The sequence below is a fragment of the Campylobacter sp. BCW_6460 genome (genome assembly GCF_001762705.1).
Lineage (GTDB): Bacteria > Campylobacterota > Campylobacteria > Campylobacterales > Campylobacteraceae > Campylobacter_D > Campylobacter_D jejuni.
Genome location: NZ_MJXI01000035.1, coordinates 27,956 through 47,221 on the forward strand (window position 1 = coordinate 27,956; position 19,266 = coordinate 47,221).

At 29.6% G+C, this 19,266-nt stretch carries 18 protein-coding genes and 1 pseudogene; 5 read left to right on the plus strand and 14 right to left on the minus strand.

Annotation, left to right across the window (positions count from 1 at the left end; all coding sequences use genetic code 11):
* The 4 genes from sucC to AJ881_RS07370 all read right to left on the minus strand — a co-directional run bounded on the left by sucC (window position 1) and on the right by AJ881_RS07370 (window position 6,955).
* Window positions 1–1,164: an ADP-forming succinate--CoA ligase subunit beta gene (gene sucC / locus AJ881_RS07355; protein WP_002855069.1), complete on the minus strand. Its 1,164-nt coding sequence runs from the start codon at window positions 1,162–1,164 to the stop codon at window positions 1–3.
* Complete coding sequence (locus tag AJ881_RS07360; protein WP_002861258.1) at window positions 1,165–2,067, minus strand: malate dehydrogenase; 903 nt, start codon at window positions 2,065–2,067, stop codon at window positions 1,165–1,167.
* Window positions 2,064–4,268, minus strand: a complete 2,205-nt coding sequence (locus AJ881_RS07365) for an NADP-dependent isocitrate dehydrogenase (protein ID WP_070283342.1) — start codon at window positions 4,266–4,268, stop codon at window positions 2,064–2,066. The genes AJ881_RS07360 and AJ881_RS07365 overlap by 4 nt, the downstream gene beginning before the upstream one ends.
* Window positions 4,269–4,384: 116 nt before the next feature.
* Window positions 4,385–6,955, minus strand: coding sequence for a DUF3971 domain-containing protein (locus tag AJ881_RS07370; protein ID WP_070283300.1), 2,571 nt, complete (start codon window positions 6,953–6,955; stop codon window positions 4,385–4,387).
* Between AJ881_RS07370 and mltG the strand changes: the two genes are divergently transcribed.
* The 5 genes from mltG (at window position 6,870) to AJ881_RS07395 (ending at window position 11,004) form a co-directional block, all read left to right on the plus strand.
* Window positions 6,870–7,871 (plus strand): endolytic transglycosylase MltG, encoded by a 1,002-nt coding sequence (gene mltG / locus AJ881_RS07375; RefSeq protein ID WP_032603289.1) that lies wholly within the window; start codon window positions 6,870–6,872, stop codon window positions 7,869–7,871. The genes AJ881_RS07370 and mltG overlap by 86 nt on opposite strands.
* A gap of 79 nt (window positions 7,872–7,950) precedes the next feature.
* A complete protein-coding gene (flgB, locus tag AJ881_RS07380) occupies window positions 7,951–8,382 on the plus strand; it encodes a flagellar basal body rod protein FlgB (protein ID WP_002861254.1) in 432 nt (143 codons plus the stop codon).
* Between the two features lie 9 nt (window positions 8,383–8,391).
* Window positions 8,392–8,886: a flagellar basal body rod protein FlgC gene (flgC, locus tag AJ881_RS07385; RefSeq protein WP_002855235.1), complete on the plus strand. Its 495-nt coding sequence runs from the start codon at window positions 8,392–8,394 to the stop codon at window positions 8,884–8,886.
* 6 nt (window positions 8,887–8,892) lie between these two features.
* Window positions 8,893–9,189, plus strand: coding sequence for a flagellar hook-basal body complex protein FliE (gene fliE / locus AJ881_RS07390; protein ID WP_002856884.1), 297 nt, complete (start codon window positions 8,893–8,895; stop codon window positions 9,187–9,189).
* 6 nt (window positions 9,190–9,195) lie between these two features.
* Window positions 9,196–11,004 (plus strand): peptidoglycan D,D-transpeptidase FtsI family protein, encoded by a 1,809-nt coding sequence (locus AJ881_RS07395; protein WP_002870954.1) that lies wholly within the window; start codon window positions 9,196–9,198, stop codon window positions 11,002–11,004.
* On the opposite strand, the gene AJ881_RS07400 is transcribed toward AJ881_RS07395, so the two are convergent.
* From AJ881_RS07400 to purC, 10 genes and pseudogenes are all read right to left on the minus strand, one after another.
* The gene (locus AJ881_RS07400; protein WP_052857920.1) at window positions 11,005–12,774 is read right to left on the minus strand and encodes a Na/Pi cotransporter family protein; all 1,770 of its coding nucleotides are present in this window, start codon (window positions 12,772–12,774) and stop codon (window positions 11,005–11,007) included.
* Between the two features lie 3 nt (window positions 12,775–12,777).
* Window positions 12,778–13,212: a hypothetical protein gene (locus AJ881_RS07405; protein ID WP_070283301.1), complete on the minus strand. Its 435-nt coding sequence runs from the start codon at window positions 13,210–13,212 to the stop codon at window positions 12,778–12,780.
* The gene (locus AJ881_RS07410; RefSeq protein ID WP_070283302.1) at window positions 13,212–13,529 is read right to left on the minus strand and encodes a rhodanese-like domain-containing protein; all 318 of its coding nucleotides are present in this window, start codon (window positions 13,527–13,529) and stop codon (window positions 13,212–13,214) included. The genes AJ881_RS07405 and AJ881_RS07410 overlap by 1 nt, the downstream gene beginning before the upstream one ends.
* The gene (gene htpG / locus AJ881_RS07415) at window positions 13,526–15,352 is read right to left on the minus strand and encodes a molecular chaperone HtpG (protein ID WP_002861249.1); all 1,827 of its coding nucleotides are present in this window, start codon (window positions 15,350–15,352) and stop codon (window positions 13,526–13,528) included. Before htpG ends, AJ881_RS07410 begins: the two co-directional genes overlap by 4 nt.
* Before the next feature lie 72 nt (window positions 15,353–15,424).
* Window positions 15,425–15,793 (minus strand): fluoride efflux transporter CrcB, encoded by a 369-nt coding sequence (gene crcB, locus AJ881_RS07420; RefSeq protein WP_002861248.1) that lies wholly within the window; start codon window positions 15,791–15,793, stop codon window positions 15,425–15,427.
* On the minus strand, window positions 15,787–16,479 hold the full coding sequence (locus AJ881_RS07425) for a lysophospholipid acyltransferase family protein (protein WP_002861247.1): 693 nt from the start codon (window positions 16,477–16,479) through the stop codon (window positions 15,787–15,789). The genes crcB and AJ881_RS07425 overlap by 7 nt, the downstream gene beginning before the upstream one ends.
* Entirely contained in the window at window positions 16,460–17,656 is a 1,197-nt protein-coding gene (locus AJ881_RS07430) for an SH3 domain-containing protein (protein WP_070283303.1), read from the minus strand. Before AJ881_RS07430 ends, AJ881_RS07425 begins: the two co-directional genes overlap by 20 nt.
* Window positions 17,628–18,300 (minus strand): annotated as a pseudogene (gene purQ / locus AJ881_RS07435) (phosphoribosylformylglycinamidine synthase I). The gene AJ881_RS07430 and the pseudogene purQ overlap by 29 nt, the downstream one beginning before the upstream one ends.
* 1 nt (window position 18,301) lies before the next feature.
* Window positions 18,302–18,547: a phosphoribosylformylglycinamidine synthase subunit PurS gene (gene purS, locus AJ881_RS07440; protein WP_002858611.1), complete on the minus strand. Its 246-nt coding sequence runs from the start codon at window positions 18,545–18,547 to the stop codon at window positions 18,302–18,304.
* Window positions 18,548–18,555: 8 nt separating this feature from the next.
* The gene (gene purC, locus AJ881_RS07445) at window positions 18,556–19,266 is read right to left on the minus strand and encodes a phosphoribosylaminoimidazolesuccinocarboxamide synthase (protein ID WP_002861244.1); all 711 of its coding nucleotides are present in this window, start codon (window positions 19,264–19,266) and stop codon (window positions 18,556–18,558) included.

Genomic DNA, 19,266 nt, shown 5'->3' on the forward strand with positions numbered 1-19,266 from the left:
TTATCCTACTAAACTTTTTACAAGCTCTGCACCGTTTTTAAGATTGGTTGCTGCTTTGATATTTTTAAGATTTGAATTATCTAAAATTGTCTTTGCTTCTGCTGCGTTAGTGCCATCAAGACGCACTACAATTGGAATATTTACCTCAACATTCTTAGTAGCTTCTAAAATTCCATTTGCTATCCTATCACAACGAACAATGCCACCAAAGATATTAATAAATATAACTTTTACATTTTTATCTCTTAAAATAATTTCAAAAGCCTTTGCAACAGTTTCAGGAGAAGCTCCCCCACCTACATCTAAGAAATTTGCAGGTTTTGCACCACTATAATTAATAATATCCATAGTTGCCATTGCTAGACCCGCGCCATTTACCATACAAGCTACATCTCCATCTAATTTCACATAGCTTAAGCCAAATTCAGCCGCTTCTCTTTCAGCAGGATTTTCTTCGGTAATATCTCTAAGTTCAGCAATTTCAGGATGACGATAAAGTGCACTATCATCAAAACTGCATTTTGCATCAAGAGCATAAAAATCTCCTTCTGCAGTTTTAATTAAAGGATTGATTTCAAGCATATTCATATCTTTATCCATGTAAAGCTTATAAAGTTTAGCTATCATAGAAATGAGTTTTTTGCCTTCATCTTTATCAAGTCCTAAAACTCTCGCTACTTCAAGTCCATGAAACATTTTAAATCCAATTTGTGGATCAATACCTACTTTTGCAATTTTTTCAGGGCTTTCTTTGGCTACTTTTTCTATATCCATCCCTCCTTCACTTGAAGCGATAATGGTAATTTGCTCTGCCATTCTATTAAATAAAATAGCCAAATAATACTCTTTTACTATATTAGCACCACTTTCTATATAAAGTTTTTGTACAAGCTTACCTTCAGGTCCTGTTTGATGAGTTACTAAATTCATTCCTAAAATTTTACTTGCGTAATCTTTTACCTCATCTAAATTCTTAGCGATTTTAACACCACCACCAAGACCACGGCCTCCTGCGTGAATTTGAGCTTTAACTGCCCAAACACTACCGCCTAATTCTTTAGCATTAGCCACAGCTTCATCTACGCTAAATGCAACTTTTCCCTTTAAGGTAGGGATGCCATTGTCTGCAAAAATTGCTTTTGCTTGATACTCATGTATGTTCATTTATTCTCCTTTATATTGATATTTGATTAAAGATTTTTCTAATTTGTCTTTTTCTTGCAAACTAAGATCTAATCTCATGATTTCAATCACACCTTCAAGTCCTAATCTTGCCATAACTCCCAAGGCTTTGTTTTGCACTCCAAATTCTCCATGTAAAATCACACTCATAGGTAAAAACTCGCCACTTCTTATGGACTCAAGCATTCTTATGCAAGCACTAGCAGGGGCTAAATAAGCTGAAGTTTTAAGATGTTTAATTACTTTAGCTCCACCTGTTTTAACTTCATTTTCCAAATCATCAAATTCTTCTTCATTTAAAAATTCGCTTATATTTTTATTTTTAACACTTGCGTAAGATTTTACCAAAACCATATCATCATTATGAAAACCAATAAGTCTTGTATCCACGCTTGACATCTTGACCTTAAGTTTTTTGGCAAGCTCGTACTTAAATCTTGCATTGTCTAAAACTCCTGCCATGGCTATAATTTTCTTTGATGAAAAAATTCCGCTTTCATAAAGAGTATTAAGTAGAAAATCCACAGGATTAGTTAAAATAATAAAAAGCGGATCTTCTGTAAAATCTTTAATTTTTTTAGCACAATCAAGCATAATGCTTGTATTTAACTGAAGCAATTCTTCTCTACTTTGCCCATCTTTTCTAGCAAAACCTGCGCTAAAAAGCACTATATCTGAATTTTTAGTATGAGTATAATCTTTAGTGCAAAGTAAATCTATATTTAAATTTAAAGCAGCTATGCTTTGAGTAAGCTCTAGTTCTTTTGCATAAAGTAAATCCTCATTGATATCTACTAAAACAATTTCATTTGCTATCTCTCTTAAAATCAAAGCATAAGCTACGCTTGAGCCCACATTACCAGCCCCTATAACAGTAATTTTCATCTTTGTCCTATTTTTTCTAAAATAGCGTTAAAAGTTGCACTTGGACGCATGATTTTATTTGCTTTTTCATCATCAAATTTATAATATCCACCCAAATCCACTTTCACACCTTGTGCATCATTAAATTCGGCTCTGATTTTTTCTTCATTAGAAGAAAGCTCTAGGGCAATATCTTTAAAAAAGCTTTGAAGCTCCATATCACTTGCTTGTCTTGCTAAATGATTTGCAAAATACATTGCTAAGTAAAAATGACTTGTTCTATTGTCATCTTCTTTAACTTTTCTTGATGGAGCTTTATTATTTTCAAGCCATTCGCCTATAGCCTCATCAAGACATTCTGCTAAAACCTTAGCTTTATGATTACTACACTTATTTGCATAAAATTCCAAACTTGCTTGCAAAGCCAAAAATTCACCCAAACTATCCCAACGCAGATGATTTTCTTCAACTAATTGTTCTACTTGTTTAGGTGCTGAACCCCCTGCTCCTGTTTCAAACATAGCTCCACCATTTAACATAGGCACAACAGAAAGCATTTTTGCACTTGTTCCAAGCTCTAAAATAGGAAAAAGATCGGTTAAATAATCCCTTAAAACATTACCCGTGATAGAAATAACATCTTTACCTTCTCGGATTAACTCTAAACTTCTTAAACAAGCTTCTTTTGGAGCTAAAATGGCTATATTTTTACCCTTTTCTTTTAAACGATTTTGTACCAAAGTTATCATGATTTTATTACTAGCTCTTTTGCTATCTAACCAAAAAATAGCTTTGGCTCCACTAAGTTCTGATCTTTCTATACCTAAATCAATCCAATTTAACACCGCATCAAATTTAGCCTGATTAGCTCTATAAATGTCACCTTTTCTAACCTTATGCTCTAATAAAACTTTACCGTTAGAAACTATTTTAAAAGCTCCTTCTTCTTTAGCTACAAAGGTTTTATCGTGCGATCCATATTCTTGAGCCTTTTTAGCCATTAAACCTACATTAGATACACTGCCAAGTTTTGAAGGATTTAAAGTACCATTTTTATGCAAATCTTCAATAACCGCCTCATAAATAGTTGCGTAAGTTTGATCAGGAATTACGGCATTTGTGTCCTTTTCCTTACCTTCCTTATCCCACAATCTTGCGCCATTTTTAAGCATTGCAGGCATAGAAGCATCAACAATAACATCGCTTGGAACATGAAGATTTGTAATACCTTTATCTGAATTTACCATAGAAATATCTGCAGATTTAGCTAAAATTTCATTGTATTTTTGTAAAATTTCATCTTTTTTGCTTGAATTTTCGATCTTACTTAAAAGCTCACTTAAACCATTATTTGGATTAATACCTAATTTTTCAAATTCATCTTGAAATTCGATAAATAATTCTTTAAAAAATACTTTTACCGCATAGCCAAAAAGTATAGGATCACTTACTTTCATCATTGTAGCTTTTAAATGCAAAGAAAAAAGCACATCATCATCTTTGCTTGCTTTAATTTCTTTTGCATAAAATTCCTGAAGTTTTTGCACATCCATAAAAGTAGCGTCTAAAATTTCATTTTTTTCAAGTTTTAAGCCCTCTTTTAAAATTTCATTTTTACCATCAACGCTTGTAAATTCTATATTAGCCACACAATCTTGATCGATTAAAACCGCTTTTTCATTAGAGAAAAAATCCCCTTCTTTCATGTAAGAAACACGAGTTTTTGAGTTTGGATTAAACTCAACCACACGATAAGGATTGTTTTTTGCATAGTCTTTTACCGCTTTTGTTGAACGACGATCTGAATTTCCTTGTCTTAATACAGGATTAACCGCTGAACCTAAAACTTTTTGATATTTTGTTTTAATTTGCAATTCTTCATCATTTTTTGGCTCATCTGGGTAATTTGGTAACATGTAACCCTTATCTTGCAATTCTTTAATCGCCGCCTTAAGCTGAGGAATAGAAGCTGAAATATTTGGGGTTTTAATAAGATTTGCATCCGATCTTTTGACAAGCTCGCCTAAAAGCTCTAAAGCATCTTCACATCTTTGTTCCTCTTTTAAATACTCACTAAAAGTAGCTAAAATCCTTCCAGATAAAGAAATATCCGAGGTTTTTACTCCTATATGTGCCCTACTTAAAAAAGCTTTCACTATAGGCAAAAACGAATAAGTCGCAAGAGCTGGAGACTCATCTGTTAAGGTATAAGTAATTTGCATTTTTAGTCCTTTAAAATACTTATTTTTATTTTCATTTTTAAGTATATTACAAATAAAAAAAAATGCAAGAGTAAGTTTAAAGTTTGTTTTAGTTTTCAAACAAACTTTAAATATTTTTAATTAAGTAAATTAGCAGGAAGTTGTATGATATTTTTAATAAGATTAAAAGGGGTTTTTAGAGTATCTGTTAAAATTTCGGTATGAAATTTAGGATCATCTATACTTCCATCTATTTTTAAGTTTGTGCTAATTTCTTGATTTTTACCTAAAATTACATAATTTAAAATTGGAACCTTGGATATAGCTTCTGAAGCTGATTTTAAAGTTTTAAGCTCTAAACTAAAATCCACTGTATTTAATCTTAAATTTGCTGATCCTAAACCATATATATCTACACTATCGCCATTTAAATTAATAGCTGAAACACTTAAAAGATCTTTTTTTCTATTAAAAATAATCTTTCCATCATGCAAGCTTAAACCTTTTTGATTAAAAGTTGGAGATTTAAACATCAATAAACTTGGTACAGTATCGATAAAGGAAATAAGCTGATTTACACCTTTTAAATCCTTCACATAAGTGTTTTTAAAATCGATCTGTCCGTCAAAATACTCCAATCCACTTCCTTTTATACTTAAGTTAAACACTCCATCTTGAACAGCTTGTTTTTGTAAAAACTCATTTAAATAATTATCATCAATATTGCTAACGTTTAAATTTAAATCATTAGAAGAATAATAAAGATCAAATTTTGCATTTCCTCTAGAACCTTTAAGATCCAAAGCATTGCCTTTTAAATCAGCCTCTACCCTATCAAAAGCCAAAGTTTTATTAGAATCTGGCAAAATTAAAGCTACATTTGCTCCACCAAAACTAATATTTTGGGTATTAGTAGAAATATCAAATGTTGAATTTGAAGAGTTGGAATCTTTTCTATAAATATAACTTAAATTTTTCAAATGAATTTCTTTATTATCAGAACTTATTTTAGCACTTGCTGTATCACTTTGAGTATGAATTTCCATAACGCCTTTATTTTTTACAATATCAAAGCTATCATTTTCATAAGGAGTTTGACCGTTGATAAGTAAATTATTTTTAAAATAAGCATCATTAACGCTTGCATTAAAATCTTCGAAATTTAAAGTTTTATAATAAACATTTTTAGCATCGATAAACCCAAACTTTTTAAGTAATGGAGAAAATGAAAATAAAATCTTAGGATTATTAAGATTAGCCTCAAGTCCATCTTTAAAATTTAAAATCAAATTCCACTGAGGAATGCTAATGTTAACATTTTGCGAATAATCTAATTTTACTTCTACATTTTGATTTTTTAAATCTAAAAGCTTCCCATTGTCAAAATAAAGCCTTGAAATCTGAGTATTGAAATTTCCTTGCTGTTTTTGTAAGTCAAATTTAGCATTAAAATCAGCCTCTAAAAAGCCATTTTTAACACTAGCATTTTCTATATTTAAATCATTTTGATTTAATTTTACAAATGCTTTTGTAATATTAAAATCAGCCAAAGAAATACTAGCATTCTCTAAAGCTAAAATACCACTATAAGAAATTTCACCCTTATCATGAAAATCAATTTTAAGCTCTAAATCACTTTTAATTTTTCCGCTTTTTTGATAAAAAGGCAATGAAAAATGATAATCTTCCAAAGCTTTAGCAAGTTTTTCGTCAAATTTTAGATTATTAGACTTAATACGCAAATAAATCCCAGCTTTTTTTTCATCAAATAAATCATATAGATAAACCTTACTAGAACTTAAATCAGCACCATTATAGAAAGCTTTATTAAAGACAAAATCAAGCTTTTGTTTGTTTAAATTTAAATCGAGTTTTGGAATTTCAATAGCATTCATTTTATCATCCAAACGAACTTTGACATTATTAACATAACCTGATGCACTAATATTGTCTAAATAATAATTATTTTTAGTAAAATCTATAAAGCCCTGCAAATAATCTAAATGATAAAATTCTCCCTTAGCCCTATATGCCATCCAAAGATTTAAACTCTGTGGAAGTTCTATTCTTTTATTAACTCTTTTAAAAATTTCCGTAATATTTCTAATATTTAAATCTTCTATTTTATAAGCTAAATTTTTATCTTTGTAAGAGATACTTGCGTTAAAGTCAAGCAATTCTCCAGTTGCTCTACCTTGAAAATAATAAAACTCGCTCTTAGTATTGATACTTAAATTTCCATCAATATTTAAATCATAATCTTTTAATAAAAGTTTTTTAATACCAGCTATAAGTTCTTTATTTTGACGCTGTAATGTTAATTTTAAAAACAATAAATCATTATCTATAAAAAATTCATTATCTTTAAATAAAATACGCACATGATTATCTTTTATATTTAAATTTTGTATATCAATCTCTTCAACAAAAGTATATAGATATTTTAAATTTTTTGTTATTTTTAAAATCTCTGTTGAAGCATTATCAGAAGAGTGAGTTTGTGATGAAATTTCGGAATTTTGAGTCTCATTTATAGTGATATTTTTTGCTCGTACAATTAATTTTTTATCTAATTTAATATATAATTGTTCTAATTTTAAAAAATCAAATTGGATACTAGAGATGACAATCCCATTTTTAAGCACTATAAACAAAGCTAATATAAGCACAACAAAAAATACAACAATATATAAAATTTTCTTTTTCATACGCAACTTCTTTTTGATATTTATTTTGGGGATTTTTTATTATCTAACTCAGCCTTTAAAAAGCAATTCTGTGGTATTTATTCCCCAAGGTTCAATTTCTCAAATTATAACATATTTAAAGCAAAATAAATATCAGATGAGTAGTATTGATAAATATATTTTATTTTTTTTAGGACACCCTCAATCAGGCTGGATCAACATAGGTACAAAAGATTTAAATAGGGCTGAATTTCTACATAAACTCACTATTGCTAAAGCAGCGCTTCAAACCATTACTCTTATCCCAGGAGAAACAAGCGTAATCTTTTTAGAACAAGCAGCCAAACAACTTGGACTTGATAAAGATATGCTTTTAAAAGAATTTCAAGCTCAAGCTCCTTATGATGAAGGAGTTTTTTTACCAGAAACTTATAAAATCCCAAAAGGCATTACAGAAAATCTACTCATTCAAATGCTTTTAAACCATGCTGAAATTTCCAATAAAAAAACTTCTGAGAAAATTTTTGGGGATTATAATCCAAAAAAATGGCACCAATATATCATCATCGCTTCTGTAATACAAAAAGAAGCTGCCAATGAAAATGAAATGCCTATAGTTGCAAGCGTAATTTATAATCGACTTAAAAAAGGTATGAAGCTTCAAATGGATGGAACTTTAAATTATGGAATTTACTCCCATGTAAAAGTTACCCCACAAAGAATAAGACAAGATAATAGCTCTTATAATACCTATAAATTTACAGGATTGCCTAAAGAAGCGGTTTGTAATGTTTCTTTAGCTGCTATTCGTGCAGCTATTTTTCCTTTAAAGACAGATTATTTATATTTTGTGCGTGATAAAAATACTGGAGTTCATATTTTTAACACAAATATAGATGATCACAATAAAGCCATAAATTTACAAAAAGGAAAATAATTTTGATATTTTTATGCAAAATAGTTAAATTGGAACAGTATTTGCTTGTTAATATTAAAAATTATAAAAAGGATAAAAAATGATTAACCCATTTAAGTCAAAAGAACTAGTCACTGGTGCTTTAGCGGGTAGAAATCTAAGAAATCAACTCATCAATGCCAATCTTGCAAATGTTGATACTCCTTTTTATAAAGCAAGAGATATTGAATTTGAAACAGCTTTGGTAAATCGTGCAAATGAAATTTTTAAAAAAAATGATAATAAAGAATTGCAATTAGCCATAACCGAAGAAGGACATCAAAAACCTTGGAAATTTCCAGATCCTAGTAAATCTACTATTTACTTAAGAGACGGACATTTAGCAAGAAATGATGCAAATACTGTTGATCTAGATGTAGAAACCACAGAAATGAGCAAAAATACAGTTATGATAACAGCTCTTGATGGAGTTTTAAGAAGACAAAGCAATATCTTTAGTTCTATACTTGACGCAAGCTCTAAATTAAGTTAAAGGTAAATTATGGCATACTTAAGTGATTTTGATATTAGTGGTTATGGTTTAAGTGCTCAACGTTTTAGAATGAATGTTATTAGCTCTAATATAGCTAATGCAAACACTACAAGAACAGCTGAGGGTGGGCCTTATAGAAGACGCGAAGTGATCTTTAAAGCAACAGATTTTGATAAGCTTTTAAATGAGCAAATTAACAAAGATAATAATTTTTTAAAATATGAAAATCCTTTAAATGATCCAAGTTCGCCAGAAGAAGCTAAACCTGCTATTCAAAGTGTTGTAGTGGATAAAGTGGTCAGAGATGACAAAGATTTTCGCATGAAGTATGATCCGAGCCATCCTGATGCAAATGCTGAAGGTTATGTAGCGTATCCAAATGTAAATCCTGTTATTGAAATGGCAGATTTGATTGAAGCTACAAGAGCTTATCAAGCGAATGTAAGTGCTTTTACAAGTGCAAAAACTATAGCTCAAAGTGCGATTGATTTATTAAGAGGATAATAAAAAATGAACAATATTAATGATTTAAGATTAAATAATAATATTTCAAATACCAACAAAAGTCAAAATTCCACAGGAATTGGTGATGAATTTGCCAAGATGCTTAAAAATGAAATCGATGATTTAAATAAAGCACAAGAAAGTGGAGAAGCTGCAATGACAGACATTGCCACAGGACAAGTAAAAGATCTGCATCAAGCAGCTATAGCTATCACTAAAGCTGAAAGCAGTATGAAATTTATGCTAGAAGTAAGAAATAAAGCGATCAGTGCTTATAAAGAAATCACAAGAACTCAAATTTAAACCCTAATGCAAGAATATAAAAAAAATAGGGTTTCAAAAGTTGCCTTTGCCTACTGCATGGCACTTTTGTTTATGATTATTTTTATCAGCTCTACTTTTTTTCTTACATCAAAACGTCATATACCTAACACTGAAAAAGATCAATACGCTCTTGCTCTAAGAGGATCGATTATAACTAAAGATAATTTTACTATCACAAGTTCTAAACAAATTTATCGTGCTGAAATTGATCTTAGAAGTATCAACAAAGATAAATTTGATCTATTTTTAAAGCTTTTTCAAATTTATAGTGGGATAAGTAACGATCAAATAGCAGATATTAAAAAAAGAATGCAAAATCAAAAAAAACGTTCTTATAATTTTGTTCTTTTACAAAACTTAGATTCCAAGCAAGCAAGCTACCTTAAAGACCTTGCTAAAAAACTTTATATACAAGGCTTTTTCAAAGCTTTTACAAATAATTCTGGAAGAGTTGAAACAAGAGGATTAAATATCATCGAACATGAAGAAGATAGAATTTACATGTCAAAAGATTCTTTTACTCCTATTATCGGTTATACTAAAATGATATTAGATCCAGAAAGTGGAATTTTAAAAAATATAGGAGTTAAAGGTTTAGAAAAATACTACGATGAATGTCTAAGTCCTGTTCAAAATGAAAAAATTCAAGGACTTAAAGATATAGGTGGAAATATTATTTTAAATCTAAATTCACTACAACAAAAAAAGATCAATGGTTGTGATTTATATTTAAATCTTTCTTTGAAACTACAAAAAAGCATAGAAAAAGCCATAGATCAAAGAAATGAGGATTTAAAAGCCAATGAAATCATCGTTGGGGTAATGGAAAGCAAAACAGGAAGAATTTTAGCTTTAGCAAGCTCAAGGCGCTATGACCCGCAAAATCGTGGAAAAGATCTATCAGTTCTTAATGCAAGTGCTATAGAATACGGCTATGAAGCAGGTTCTGTTATAAAACCTTTTATCTTTACAACAGCCTTAAGACTTGGTAAAATAAAAATGGATGAAGTAATTAATACTTATGGCGGTTCTTATAAGCTAGGACGTTTCACCATCAAAGACGATCACAAAATGGACAAAATGACTATGGAGGAAGTTATAAGATATTCTTCAAATATAGGCATGATACAAATTGCTAAAAGACTTAACAATATAGAAATCGTATCAGGACTTAAAATATTTAAATTTGGCGAAAAAAGTGGTATTGACCTACCCTATGAACAAAAAGGAGAAATTCCAAATCCTAAGCGCTTAAGAGATATAGAAAAATCTGTTTTAAGTTATGGTTATGGACTTAAAACAACCTTTATACAACTCCTTGCAGCTTATAATGTTTTCAACAATGATGGGTTTTATATCACACCGCGTTTAGCTGAAAAATTCTATCAAAATGGACGCTTTACAAATCTTGATAATGATGTAAAAAAAGAAAAAATTCTTTCTAGCGAAGCCACTAAAACGATGCAAAATGTTCTTATAAATGTTATAGAAAAAGGAACAGGAAAAAAGGCAATTACACAAGGTATTATTGCAGGAGGTAAAACAGGAACGGCAAGAATAGCCGAAAGACAAGGTTACACCTCAAATCGCTACAATGCATCCTTTTTTGGTTTTGCAAATGATTTAAATCACGCCTATACCATAGGAGTTCTCGTAAGACATCCTACTAAACCTTATAGTTATTATGCTGCACAAAGTGCTTTGCCTATGTTTAAAGATGTTGTTGATATTTTAATCAATGAAGAATTTCTAACGCCTATACAAGACAATAACCAAACTAACACAAACAACTAGTTAGTTTGATATATCTTTAGAAAATATCACCTCAACAGCACCTATAAGTTCTTCAGCAATCTTAGCAGCAAAAGTTGTATCATTAAGTATTGAAATTCCTTCAGCTGTTGTGATTTTTCTTACTGAAATAAGATGTTCAACATTGCTCAAGGTTAAAGTATCGATTTCTTTTAAAATTTCTTTTCCTTTTTGAAGATTTTTAATAATCAAATAAAGCTTTTCACGATCTTCAACCACTCTAAGCTCTTCGATACTTCTTAAAAGCTCTCCTAAATTCGATCTAATTTTATTATACTCTAAAGCCAAAAATTCATTAGAAGAACTAGAATATTTCTTAATATTTGCTTGGATAATTTTTAAATTTTTAGTTGTTTCGACTAAATTTTTAGCTGCCATCTTAAAGGTAAAAATTTTATGATTCTTTGTTTCATCGTTAATATAAACTTGTGCTTTAGTTGAAAAATCAATAATAGCTTCAAAAAGAACCTTTATCCTAGTTTGATACAAATAGTCCAAATCCACATTTTTACTAAACCACCTTTTATTTTCTAAAATTTCTTTAAAACTTTTATCACTTTGTATATCTTTACGACTAAAACCTATAGCATGAGCAACAATTGCATAGGTATTGTTATAAAGATGCTCGCTTTCTTTCCTTAAAGCTTCGATGGCTGTGTCGCTAAACTTAACCAAACTACTATCAAGATATAAAGGTTTGTCTTTATTCTTATCTTTAGGAGCTTTTACTATCTTATTTAAAAAAAGAACAATTTGAGGAGTAAAGAATGAAAAAAGCACAACACCAATTAAATTAAACAAAGTGTGAAATAATGCTACTTTCAAAGCTATATCTTCTATGTTTAATATAATGGATAAAAAATTAAGAAAATGTATAAAATAAGGAAAAATAAGCACTATTAAAAAAGCTATACCAAAATTAAAAATACAATTTGCAAACGCTAATTTCTTTCCTTCAATATTGGTACTTAAAGAAGCTAAAACAGCCGTTACAACCCCTCCAACACTAGTACCTAAAGTTGCTGCTAAGGAATTTTCCAAACTGATTTGTCCAGCAAGTAAAGCAGCAACAATAATAGCCATTGTAGCTGTGCTTGATTGTATAACTCCTGTAAGCAAAGCACCTAATCCTAAAAAAACAAAAACTCCTTTAAAACCAGCAAAATCAAAGCGAGAAAGATCAATTATATGTTTAAAATTTTCAAAACCACTTTTAATATAATCCACACCCAAAAAGAAAAATCCTATACCAATAAAAATATTACCCAAACCCTTTAATACACTATCTTTTTGAAAGAAAAATAATACTCCAATAATCAAAAGTGGGATAGCTAACATTGAAATTTTAATATTTGTCAAACCAACAATCAGCCAAGAACTTGCCGTATTTCCTAAATTTGCTCCAAAAATAATCCCTATGCCCGCACCTAAAGAAATAAGCCCTGCACTCAAAAAAGAAATCGTAATAATAGAAACTAAAGTTGAAGATTGCATAATTAAAGTACTTAAAGTACCAAAAAGTATACTTTTTATCTTTGTATCAGTTGACTTTGCTAAAATTTTTTCAAGCAAACCACCACTAAAAGCTTTAAAACCTATACCTAAATTAGTCATTCCAATAAGAAGTATTGCCACTCCTGCTAAAAGATTGGCAAGCTCATCATAACGAATTAAAATAAAAATCAGAACTAAAGTAAAAATGCTCCATGAAATAAATTTAAAATATTTTAAAGAATTTCTTTCCTCTTGCAATACCTAACCTTTTAATTTTTCAAATTTATTCATCAGAAATTCCCTCAAATTTTCAGCTTCTTCTTCCCCTTTTTCTAGATACTCAAGTAATAAATTTTCCAATTCCTTTAAAAAAGAAAAAAGTTCATTTTGCCAGATACTATCGTTTTTATTACTCAAATTCATGGTTTGTATGAAAGTCAGCTCCCTGCTTAAATCCCCAAGTTTTTCTAAAAATTCATCTTTTTGATCAGAAATTTTTAATGCTAAATTAGTATTTTGGATATTTTCTTTAAATTCTCTGATTTTTTCATCGATTAAATCACAAAATTTCGGATAAATATCCATTTTAATAGGCTCTAAAAGAGTTCGCTCATCTATATTTAAAGTAAGCTTTTTAACAGCAAAATAAAGAGCTAAAAAAGACAAAGCTGCTATGAGTAAATAAATTCCTAGCATTAATAACCCTTAAGGGCTAGCATGCCGCCATCTAAATTAATGCTTTCAAGTTCCAATTTTTCGGCTATAAATTCAGCTGCAACCATGCTTCTATGACCACTACGACAAATAAAAGCAAGTTTTTTATTTTCATCTCTTTTACTTTGAAATTCATCTAAAAATTTAGCATTTAAAAGCCCTTTATTATCATATAAAGCCACACATTGCGCATTAGGTAAAATACCTTCTTCCCATTCTAAAGGAGTGCGCACATCAAAAATTTGATATGCGTTTAAATCTTGCTTTGTCCAAAGACTTGCAGGGATATTCTCTATCATGAAAAAGCCTTGTTGATGATTTTTGTAAGGCTTGCATTAAATTCAGCAGGATTATCCACGCCCATACCTTCGCTTAGTTTTGCCATATTTAAAACTAGGGTTGCTATATCTGCGCTAAAAGTTTCGTTGTTTTTAAGACCTGTAAAAATAGCGTGTTTTGGATTGATTTCTAAAATAGGTTTGAAATTTTGCTCTTGACCCATTTGTTTTAAGAGTTGCTGCATAGCAAAATCAGGTTTATTTTTATCATAAACTATACAACTTGGGCTATCTTTTAAACGACTGGTTAGTCTTACATCTTCAACTTGATCTTTTAGAAGTTCTTTAAATTTAGCTACAAGTGGAGCAAAAGTATTTTTTTCTTCATCACTTAGTTCATTTTTATCTTCTACTTGATTGATGGCTACAAATTTCAAACCTTCAAATTCTAGCATAGGAGTTACTAAAGAATCAATCTCATCGTCCATGAGTAAAACTTCTATATTTTTTTGTTTATACTCTTCAAGCAAAGGAGAGGTTCTTAATAAACTTTCATTATTTCCTGCTATATAAAAAATTTCCTTTTGTTCGCCTTGAAGGTCATTTTTATACTCCTCTAAAGAGCGTAAATTTTCACCTTTAGTGCTTTTATAAAGCATGAGTTTTAAAAGACTATCTTTTTCTCCGCCAAAACCATAAAGTCCTTCTTTTAATACTTTACCAAAGGTTTTAAAGAAAGATAAGTATTTTTCTTTATCATTGTTTTTTAGTTTTTCAAGTTCACCTAAAATCTTTTTAACGCTAGCTTCTTTAACACCTTTTAAAATTTGATTTTCTTGCAAAATTTCACGGCTTACATTAAGCGGCAAATCTTCTACATCGATAATCCCACGCACAAAACGCAAATAAGTTGGTAAAAGTTCTTTATCGTCATCGCTGATAAATACGCGTTTTACATAAAGTTTTAAGCCACTTTGATAATCCACACGGAATAAATCAAAAGGTGCATTTTGTGGTATAAAAAATAAAGAATTGTATTCTAATTTTCCTTCGCTTTTAGTGTGAAGATAAAGTAAAGGTTTGTTTGAATCATGAAAATTTTGCTCATAAAATCTTTCATAATCTTCTGCTTTAAGGCTTGATTTTTGCATTCTCCATAAAGCATTGGCTTTATTGATTTGAGAAATTTTAAGTTCAGTTTTCCCTTCTTCTTCGCCTTCTTTAGCAGGAGTAAATTCTTCTTTTTCCATGAAAATTGGAAATTGAATATGATTAGAATATTTTTCTATAATGCTTTCGATTTTATAAGTATTAGCAAACTCATCATCTTTTAAGTATAAAGTAATGCTTGTACCTTGTTCTTCTTTGCTTGCGTCATTAATCTCATAACCATTTGCATCAGAACTCCAAAGATAAGCTTTATCATCTAAAGCTTTTTTGCTTAAAACTTCGATTTTGCTAGCCACCATAAAAGCAGAATAAAAACCTACCCCAAATTGTCCTATGAGTTGAGAATCTTTTTTAGCATCACCGCTTAAATTTTCTAAAAAACTTTTAGTGCCACTTTTTGCTATGGTTCCAAGGTTGTTGATAAGATCATCTTTATCCATACCTATGCCATTATCACTAATGCTTAAAGTTTTTCTATCTTTGTCAATTTTGATTTCAATTTTAGGTTCGAATTTTAAGCTTTTATATTTATCATCACTTACGCTTAAAAAATTAAGCTTATCTAAAGCGTCACTTGCGTTTGAAATAAGTTCTCTTAAAAAAATTTCTTTATTAGAATATAAAGAGTGTATCATAAGCTGTAAAAGCTGATTTACTTCGGTTTGAAATTGCATTTTAATCTCCTTTGTAATTTTTTAAAGTGGTATTTTAGCAAAAAATACAAATTCTAAAGTAAATTTAAAGATTTATTTGAAAATTATAAAACCAAGCCATGCGGCAAATAAACAAAGAAAGACATTTAAGAGAATATTTAACGCAAAATAAAGATAATTTCCACTTTGTAAAAGAAGTAAATTTTGATAAGAAAAAGTAGAAAAAGTTGTAAAAGCTCCTAAAAAACCTGTACTTATAAAGCTTTTAAGCAAAGGAGATAAACCTTTATTTTGCGCATAAGAAAACAAAAGTCCTATGATAAAAGAACCCAAAACATTAACAAAAAGAGTTCCAAGGCTGATAGAATAAGGAAAAAATTTATTCACTAAATTTATAGAAAGCATTCTTAATATTGCTCCTATAAATCCCCCAAAACCAACAACTAAAAGGGTATTTAGCAAAGCTTAGCTCTTTCTTGATCGAGCAATTCTTGCATTTTTTTTCTGGTGTTTTCAAGCCATTTTTCATCATTTGTATCGACTAAATCCATACAAATGATTTTAAGCACTCCACTGCTTGCACTAAAACTTTTTGTGTCTAAAATTTTTGCAGAATCCACAATTAAAATAGGCTGAACTTTAAGATTTAATTTTTCACTTAAAATTTTTGCTCCACTTTGAAATTTAAGCATTTTTTCATTTTTAGATCTAGTTCCTTCTGGAAAAATAGCCAAAATCCTATCTTCACTAATTCTTTCTTTTGCTTCTTTTAAAACTCGCACTAAATCACGCGGATTTTTTCTATCTATACAAAGAAGTTTTGGTTTTTTCATAGCAACTTTGAAAATAGGAATTTCTCCTAATTCTTTTTTGGCAATCCAGCATAAATTTTTAGGATATAATTCTTCTAAAGCGATAATATCTAAAGCACTTTGATGATTCATTAAAATCATCTGAGCTTGCGGATTAAAAGTGCCAATGATTTCTTGTTTATAAGAGATGGTGTATCTTTGAAATTTAGCCCAAATTTTGCGGATTTTCCAAAGTGTGTTTTGAGATTTTGTAAAGCAAAAACAAAAAACCACTAAAGCAACGCTTAAAACAAAAAAAATCCAAAAATAAAGAGCTTTAATTTTTTTGTAAATCATCTTTATTAATCCAACCTATTTTTCCATCAGAAAACAGTACTTTAATATAATTTTGTCTTTTGCCTAAAACTTCTACTTTTTCATCTGCATTTGCCGTATAAAAATAAGTTGAAGGCTCTGTAGGTAAAATTTTAGCCCTAGAACCAGCCTTGATAATCGCATTTTGAGTATTGGTATCTACAAGAAAACTAAGTGCAAAACAAACAACTGCCAAAGCCAAAATAATGTAATTTTTTCTCCATACAAATAAAGCTCCAAATAAAACCGCTAAAAACCATAAGGTATATTGTTTATAAATATTTAAGTCTTTATTTATAGGATTTAAATCACTCTGAGTACTGATCTCATCGTCACTAATTTTTAGTTTTAAATTTATATTTTCAAGCTTTTTACTGTCCTTATTGAAATACGAAAATTCAAAATTTGTTTTACTTAATGGCAAAATAGCATAATAAAAAGCATTAGAAGCATTAAAATCCCCTTTTAAATTTTCAATGCCTTGCTTTTGAATTCCTTCTATAAAAAAGCTTTTAAGATTTGCATTGGTTGCGTTTAGTTCTACCATCATAATGATATTAGCATCATCAAAATAACTCGCTTTAACTTTTTTAATTTCCAAAGAACTTGCCACAAGGTGTGAAAAATCTTTATTGGATAAAGTATTTTCAAATTTGATAGGATTAAGATTGATATCAGCCTCTTGAAAAGCTTCATTATTTCTAAGAAGTTTGATAGAAATTTTACTCAAACTAGCATTTGAATTTTTAGCTTCAAACCATAAAGTTGTTTTATATTCGTTATTGATAAATTCCCATTTTGCATCTGGATTTAAAAAAGATAAATTAGTTTTTTCTACGCTTATATTAAAATCAAATTTTGTATTTTCCGTAGTGCGAGCATAGATCGTAATAGGAAAAACTTCTCCAACATATACCCTACTTGGATATTCATCATTTGTAAGAACCAAACTCCCTTTAGCTACAAAAGGATCATCTACATTGCTTTCAAAGTCATTATTTTCATCGCTTGGCGGAATATTTTGATAAATTTTTTGTTCTTCTTGGGGTAATTTTTGTAATTCTTTTTGCATATTTTCATCTTGGCCGCTAAATACAGAAATTTCACCTCTGCCAAACAATACAACAACACTAAAAATTAAAGTTAATAAAATTTTCAAAATAAAAAGCCTTTAAGCATTTTCAAACCTAGATCATTACCTAGAACTTTTTCACAAGCACGCTCAGGATGTGGCATGAGTCCAAAGATTTTTTTGTTTTCATCACAAATTCCTGCGATATCAAATACAGAACCATTTGGATTTGACTCGTATTTTAGAGTAATAAGATCTTTATCTTGCAATTCTTTTAAAGTAGCCTCATCAGCGTAATAATTTCCCTCTCCATGGGCAATTGGCAAATTAATAATTTCATCTTTTTTGAAATTTTTCAAAAAGGCATTATCATTAGAAACTACTCTTAAATTTTGGTTTTTTGAGATAAAACTAAGATTGTTGTTATGCTTCATTGCACCTTTTAAAAGACCGCTTTCAAGTAAAATTTGAAAACCATTACAAATACCTAAGATATATCCTCCCTTTTTTGCATGATTAAAAACACCTTGCATAACAGGAGCAAGTTTTGCAATAGCTGCACATCTTAGATAATCTCCATAAGAAAATCCGCCTGGCAAAACAACTAAATCTGTATCAAATTCTTTTTCTTCATGCCAAACAATCTGCGTTTTTACTCCAAGTTTTTCAAAGGCATAAGCTGTATCAAATTCACAATTTGTCCCTGGAAATCTAATAATAGCAACTTTCATTTTACTCTTTCTCAATTATAAGCTCATAATCTTCAATGACGCTATTTACCAACAACTCTTCACACATTTTTTTGACTTGTTCTTTGGCTAATTTTTCATCTTTCTCATCAAGAGAAATTTTGATTTGTTTTGCTATTTTTACTTCTTTTACGCTATTAAAATTTAAAGAATGCAAAGCTTTTTCCACCGCTTTGCCCTGTGGATCTAAAACCCCATTTTTTAAAGAAATATTTACAATAACTTCCATATTTTTCCTTAATTTAATATTCTTTTTAAAACTTCTTCATAAGCCATTTTTACATTACCTAGATCTTGACGAAATCTATCTTTGTCTAATTTTTCATTATTAAATTTATCCCAAAATCTACAACTATCAGGACTTATTTCATCAGCTAAAACAAGTTCATTATCTTTAGTTAAACCCAGTTCGATTTTAAAGTCAATCAGCCTTAAATTCTTATTGTCAAAAAATGGAGTTAAAATAGAGTTAATCTTTCTAGCTATATTTTTAATTTCACTAATTTGAGCTTCATTTTGCACTAAATTTAAAATCAAACAATGCTCATCATTGATAAAAGGATCGCCTAAGGCATCATCTTTAAGACAAAATTCCACCAAAGCAAAAGGTAGTACAGTGCCATCTTTAATGCCCAGTCTTTTTGTAAGAGAACCTGTTGCAACATTGCGTACTATAACTTCAATAGGAACAATTTTACATTTTTTAACCACTTGTTCTGTATCACTTATAGTTTCTACCAAATGGGTTTTAATCCCATTTTTTTCAAGCAAATGAAAAATTTCAGTACTGATTTTACAGTTTAATGCGCCTTTTCCACTTTCATTGCCTCTTTTTTCTGCATTAAAAGCAGTTAAATCATCTTTAAACTCACTAATTAGTAAATTTTCATCATCGGTTTTGAAAAGTTTTTTACCTTTTCCTTCGTAGAGCATTTCTTTTTTTGTCAT

Coding starts and splice junctions, on each gene's coding strand:
- AJ881_RS07365 (WP_070283342.1), bottom strand. CDS start 4,268: ATGCAAATTACTTATACCTTAACAGATGAGTCTCCAGCTCTTGCGACT.
- AJ881_RS07370 (WP_070283300.1), bottom strand. CDS start 6,955: ATGAAAAAGAAAATTTTATATATTGTTGTATTTTTTGTTGTGCTTATA.
- AJ881_RS07425 (WP_002861247.1), bottom strand. CDS start 16,479: ATGATTTACAAAAAAATTAAAGCTCTTTATTTTTGGATTTTTTTTGTT.
- sucC (WP_002855069.1), bottom strand. CDS start 1,164: ATGAACATACATGAGTATCAAGCAAAAGCAATTTTTGCAGACAATGGC.
- purS (WP_002858611.1), bottom strand. CDS start 18,547: ATGGAAGTTATTGTAAATATTTCTTTAAAAAATGGGGTTTTAGATCCA.
- fliE (WP_002856884.1), top strand. CDS start 8,893: ATGAACAATATTAATGATTTAAGATTAAATAATAATATTTCAAATACC.
- purC (WP_002861244.1), bottom strand. CDS start 19,266: ATGACAAAAAAAGAAATGCTCTACGAAGGAAAAGGTAAAAAACTTTTC.
- AJ881_RS07405 (WP_070283301.1), bottom strand. CDS start 13,212: ATGCTAGGAATTTATTTACTCATAGCAGCTTTGTCTTTTTTAGCTCTT.
- mltG (WP_032603289.1), top strand. CDS start 6,870: ATGACAATCCCATTTTTAAGCACTATAAACAAAGCTAATATAAGCACA.
- AJ881_RS07395 (WP_002870954.1), top strand. CDS start 9,196: ATGCAAGAATATAAAAAAAATAGGGTTTCAAAAGTTGCCTTTGCCTAC.
- AJ881_RS07410 (WP_070283302.1), bottom strand. CDS start 13,529: ATGATAGAGAATATCCCTGCAAGTCTTTGGACAAAGCAAGATTTAAAC.
- flgB (WP_002861254.1), top strand. CDS start 7,951: ATGATTAACCCATTTAAGTCAAAAGAACTAGTCACTGGTGCTTTAGCG.
- AJ881_RS07360 (WP_002861258.1), bottom strand. CDS start 2,067: ATGAAAATTACTGTTATAGGGGCTGGTAATGTGGGCTCAAGCGTAGCT.
- flgC (WP_002855235.1), top strand. CDS start 8,392: ATGGCATACTTAAGTGATTTTGATATTAGTGGTTATGGTTTAAGTGCT.
- htpG (WP_002861249.1), bottom strand. CDS start 15,352: ATGCAATTTCAAACCGAAGTAAATCAGCTTTTACAGCTTATGATACAC.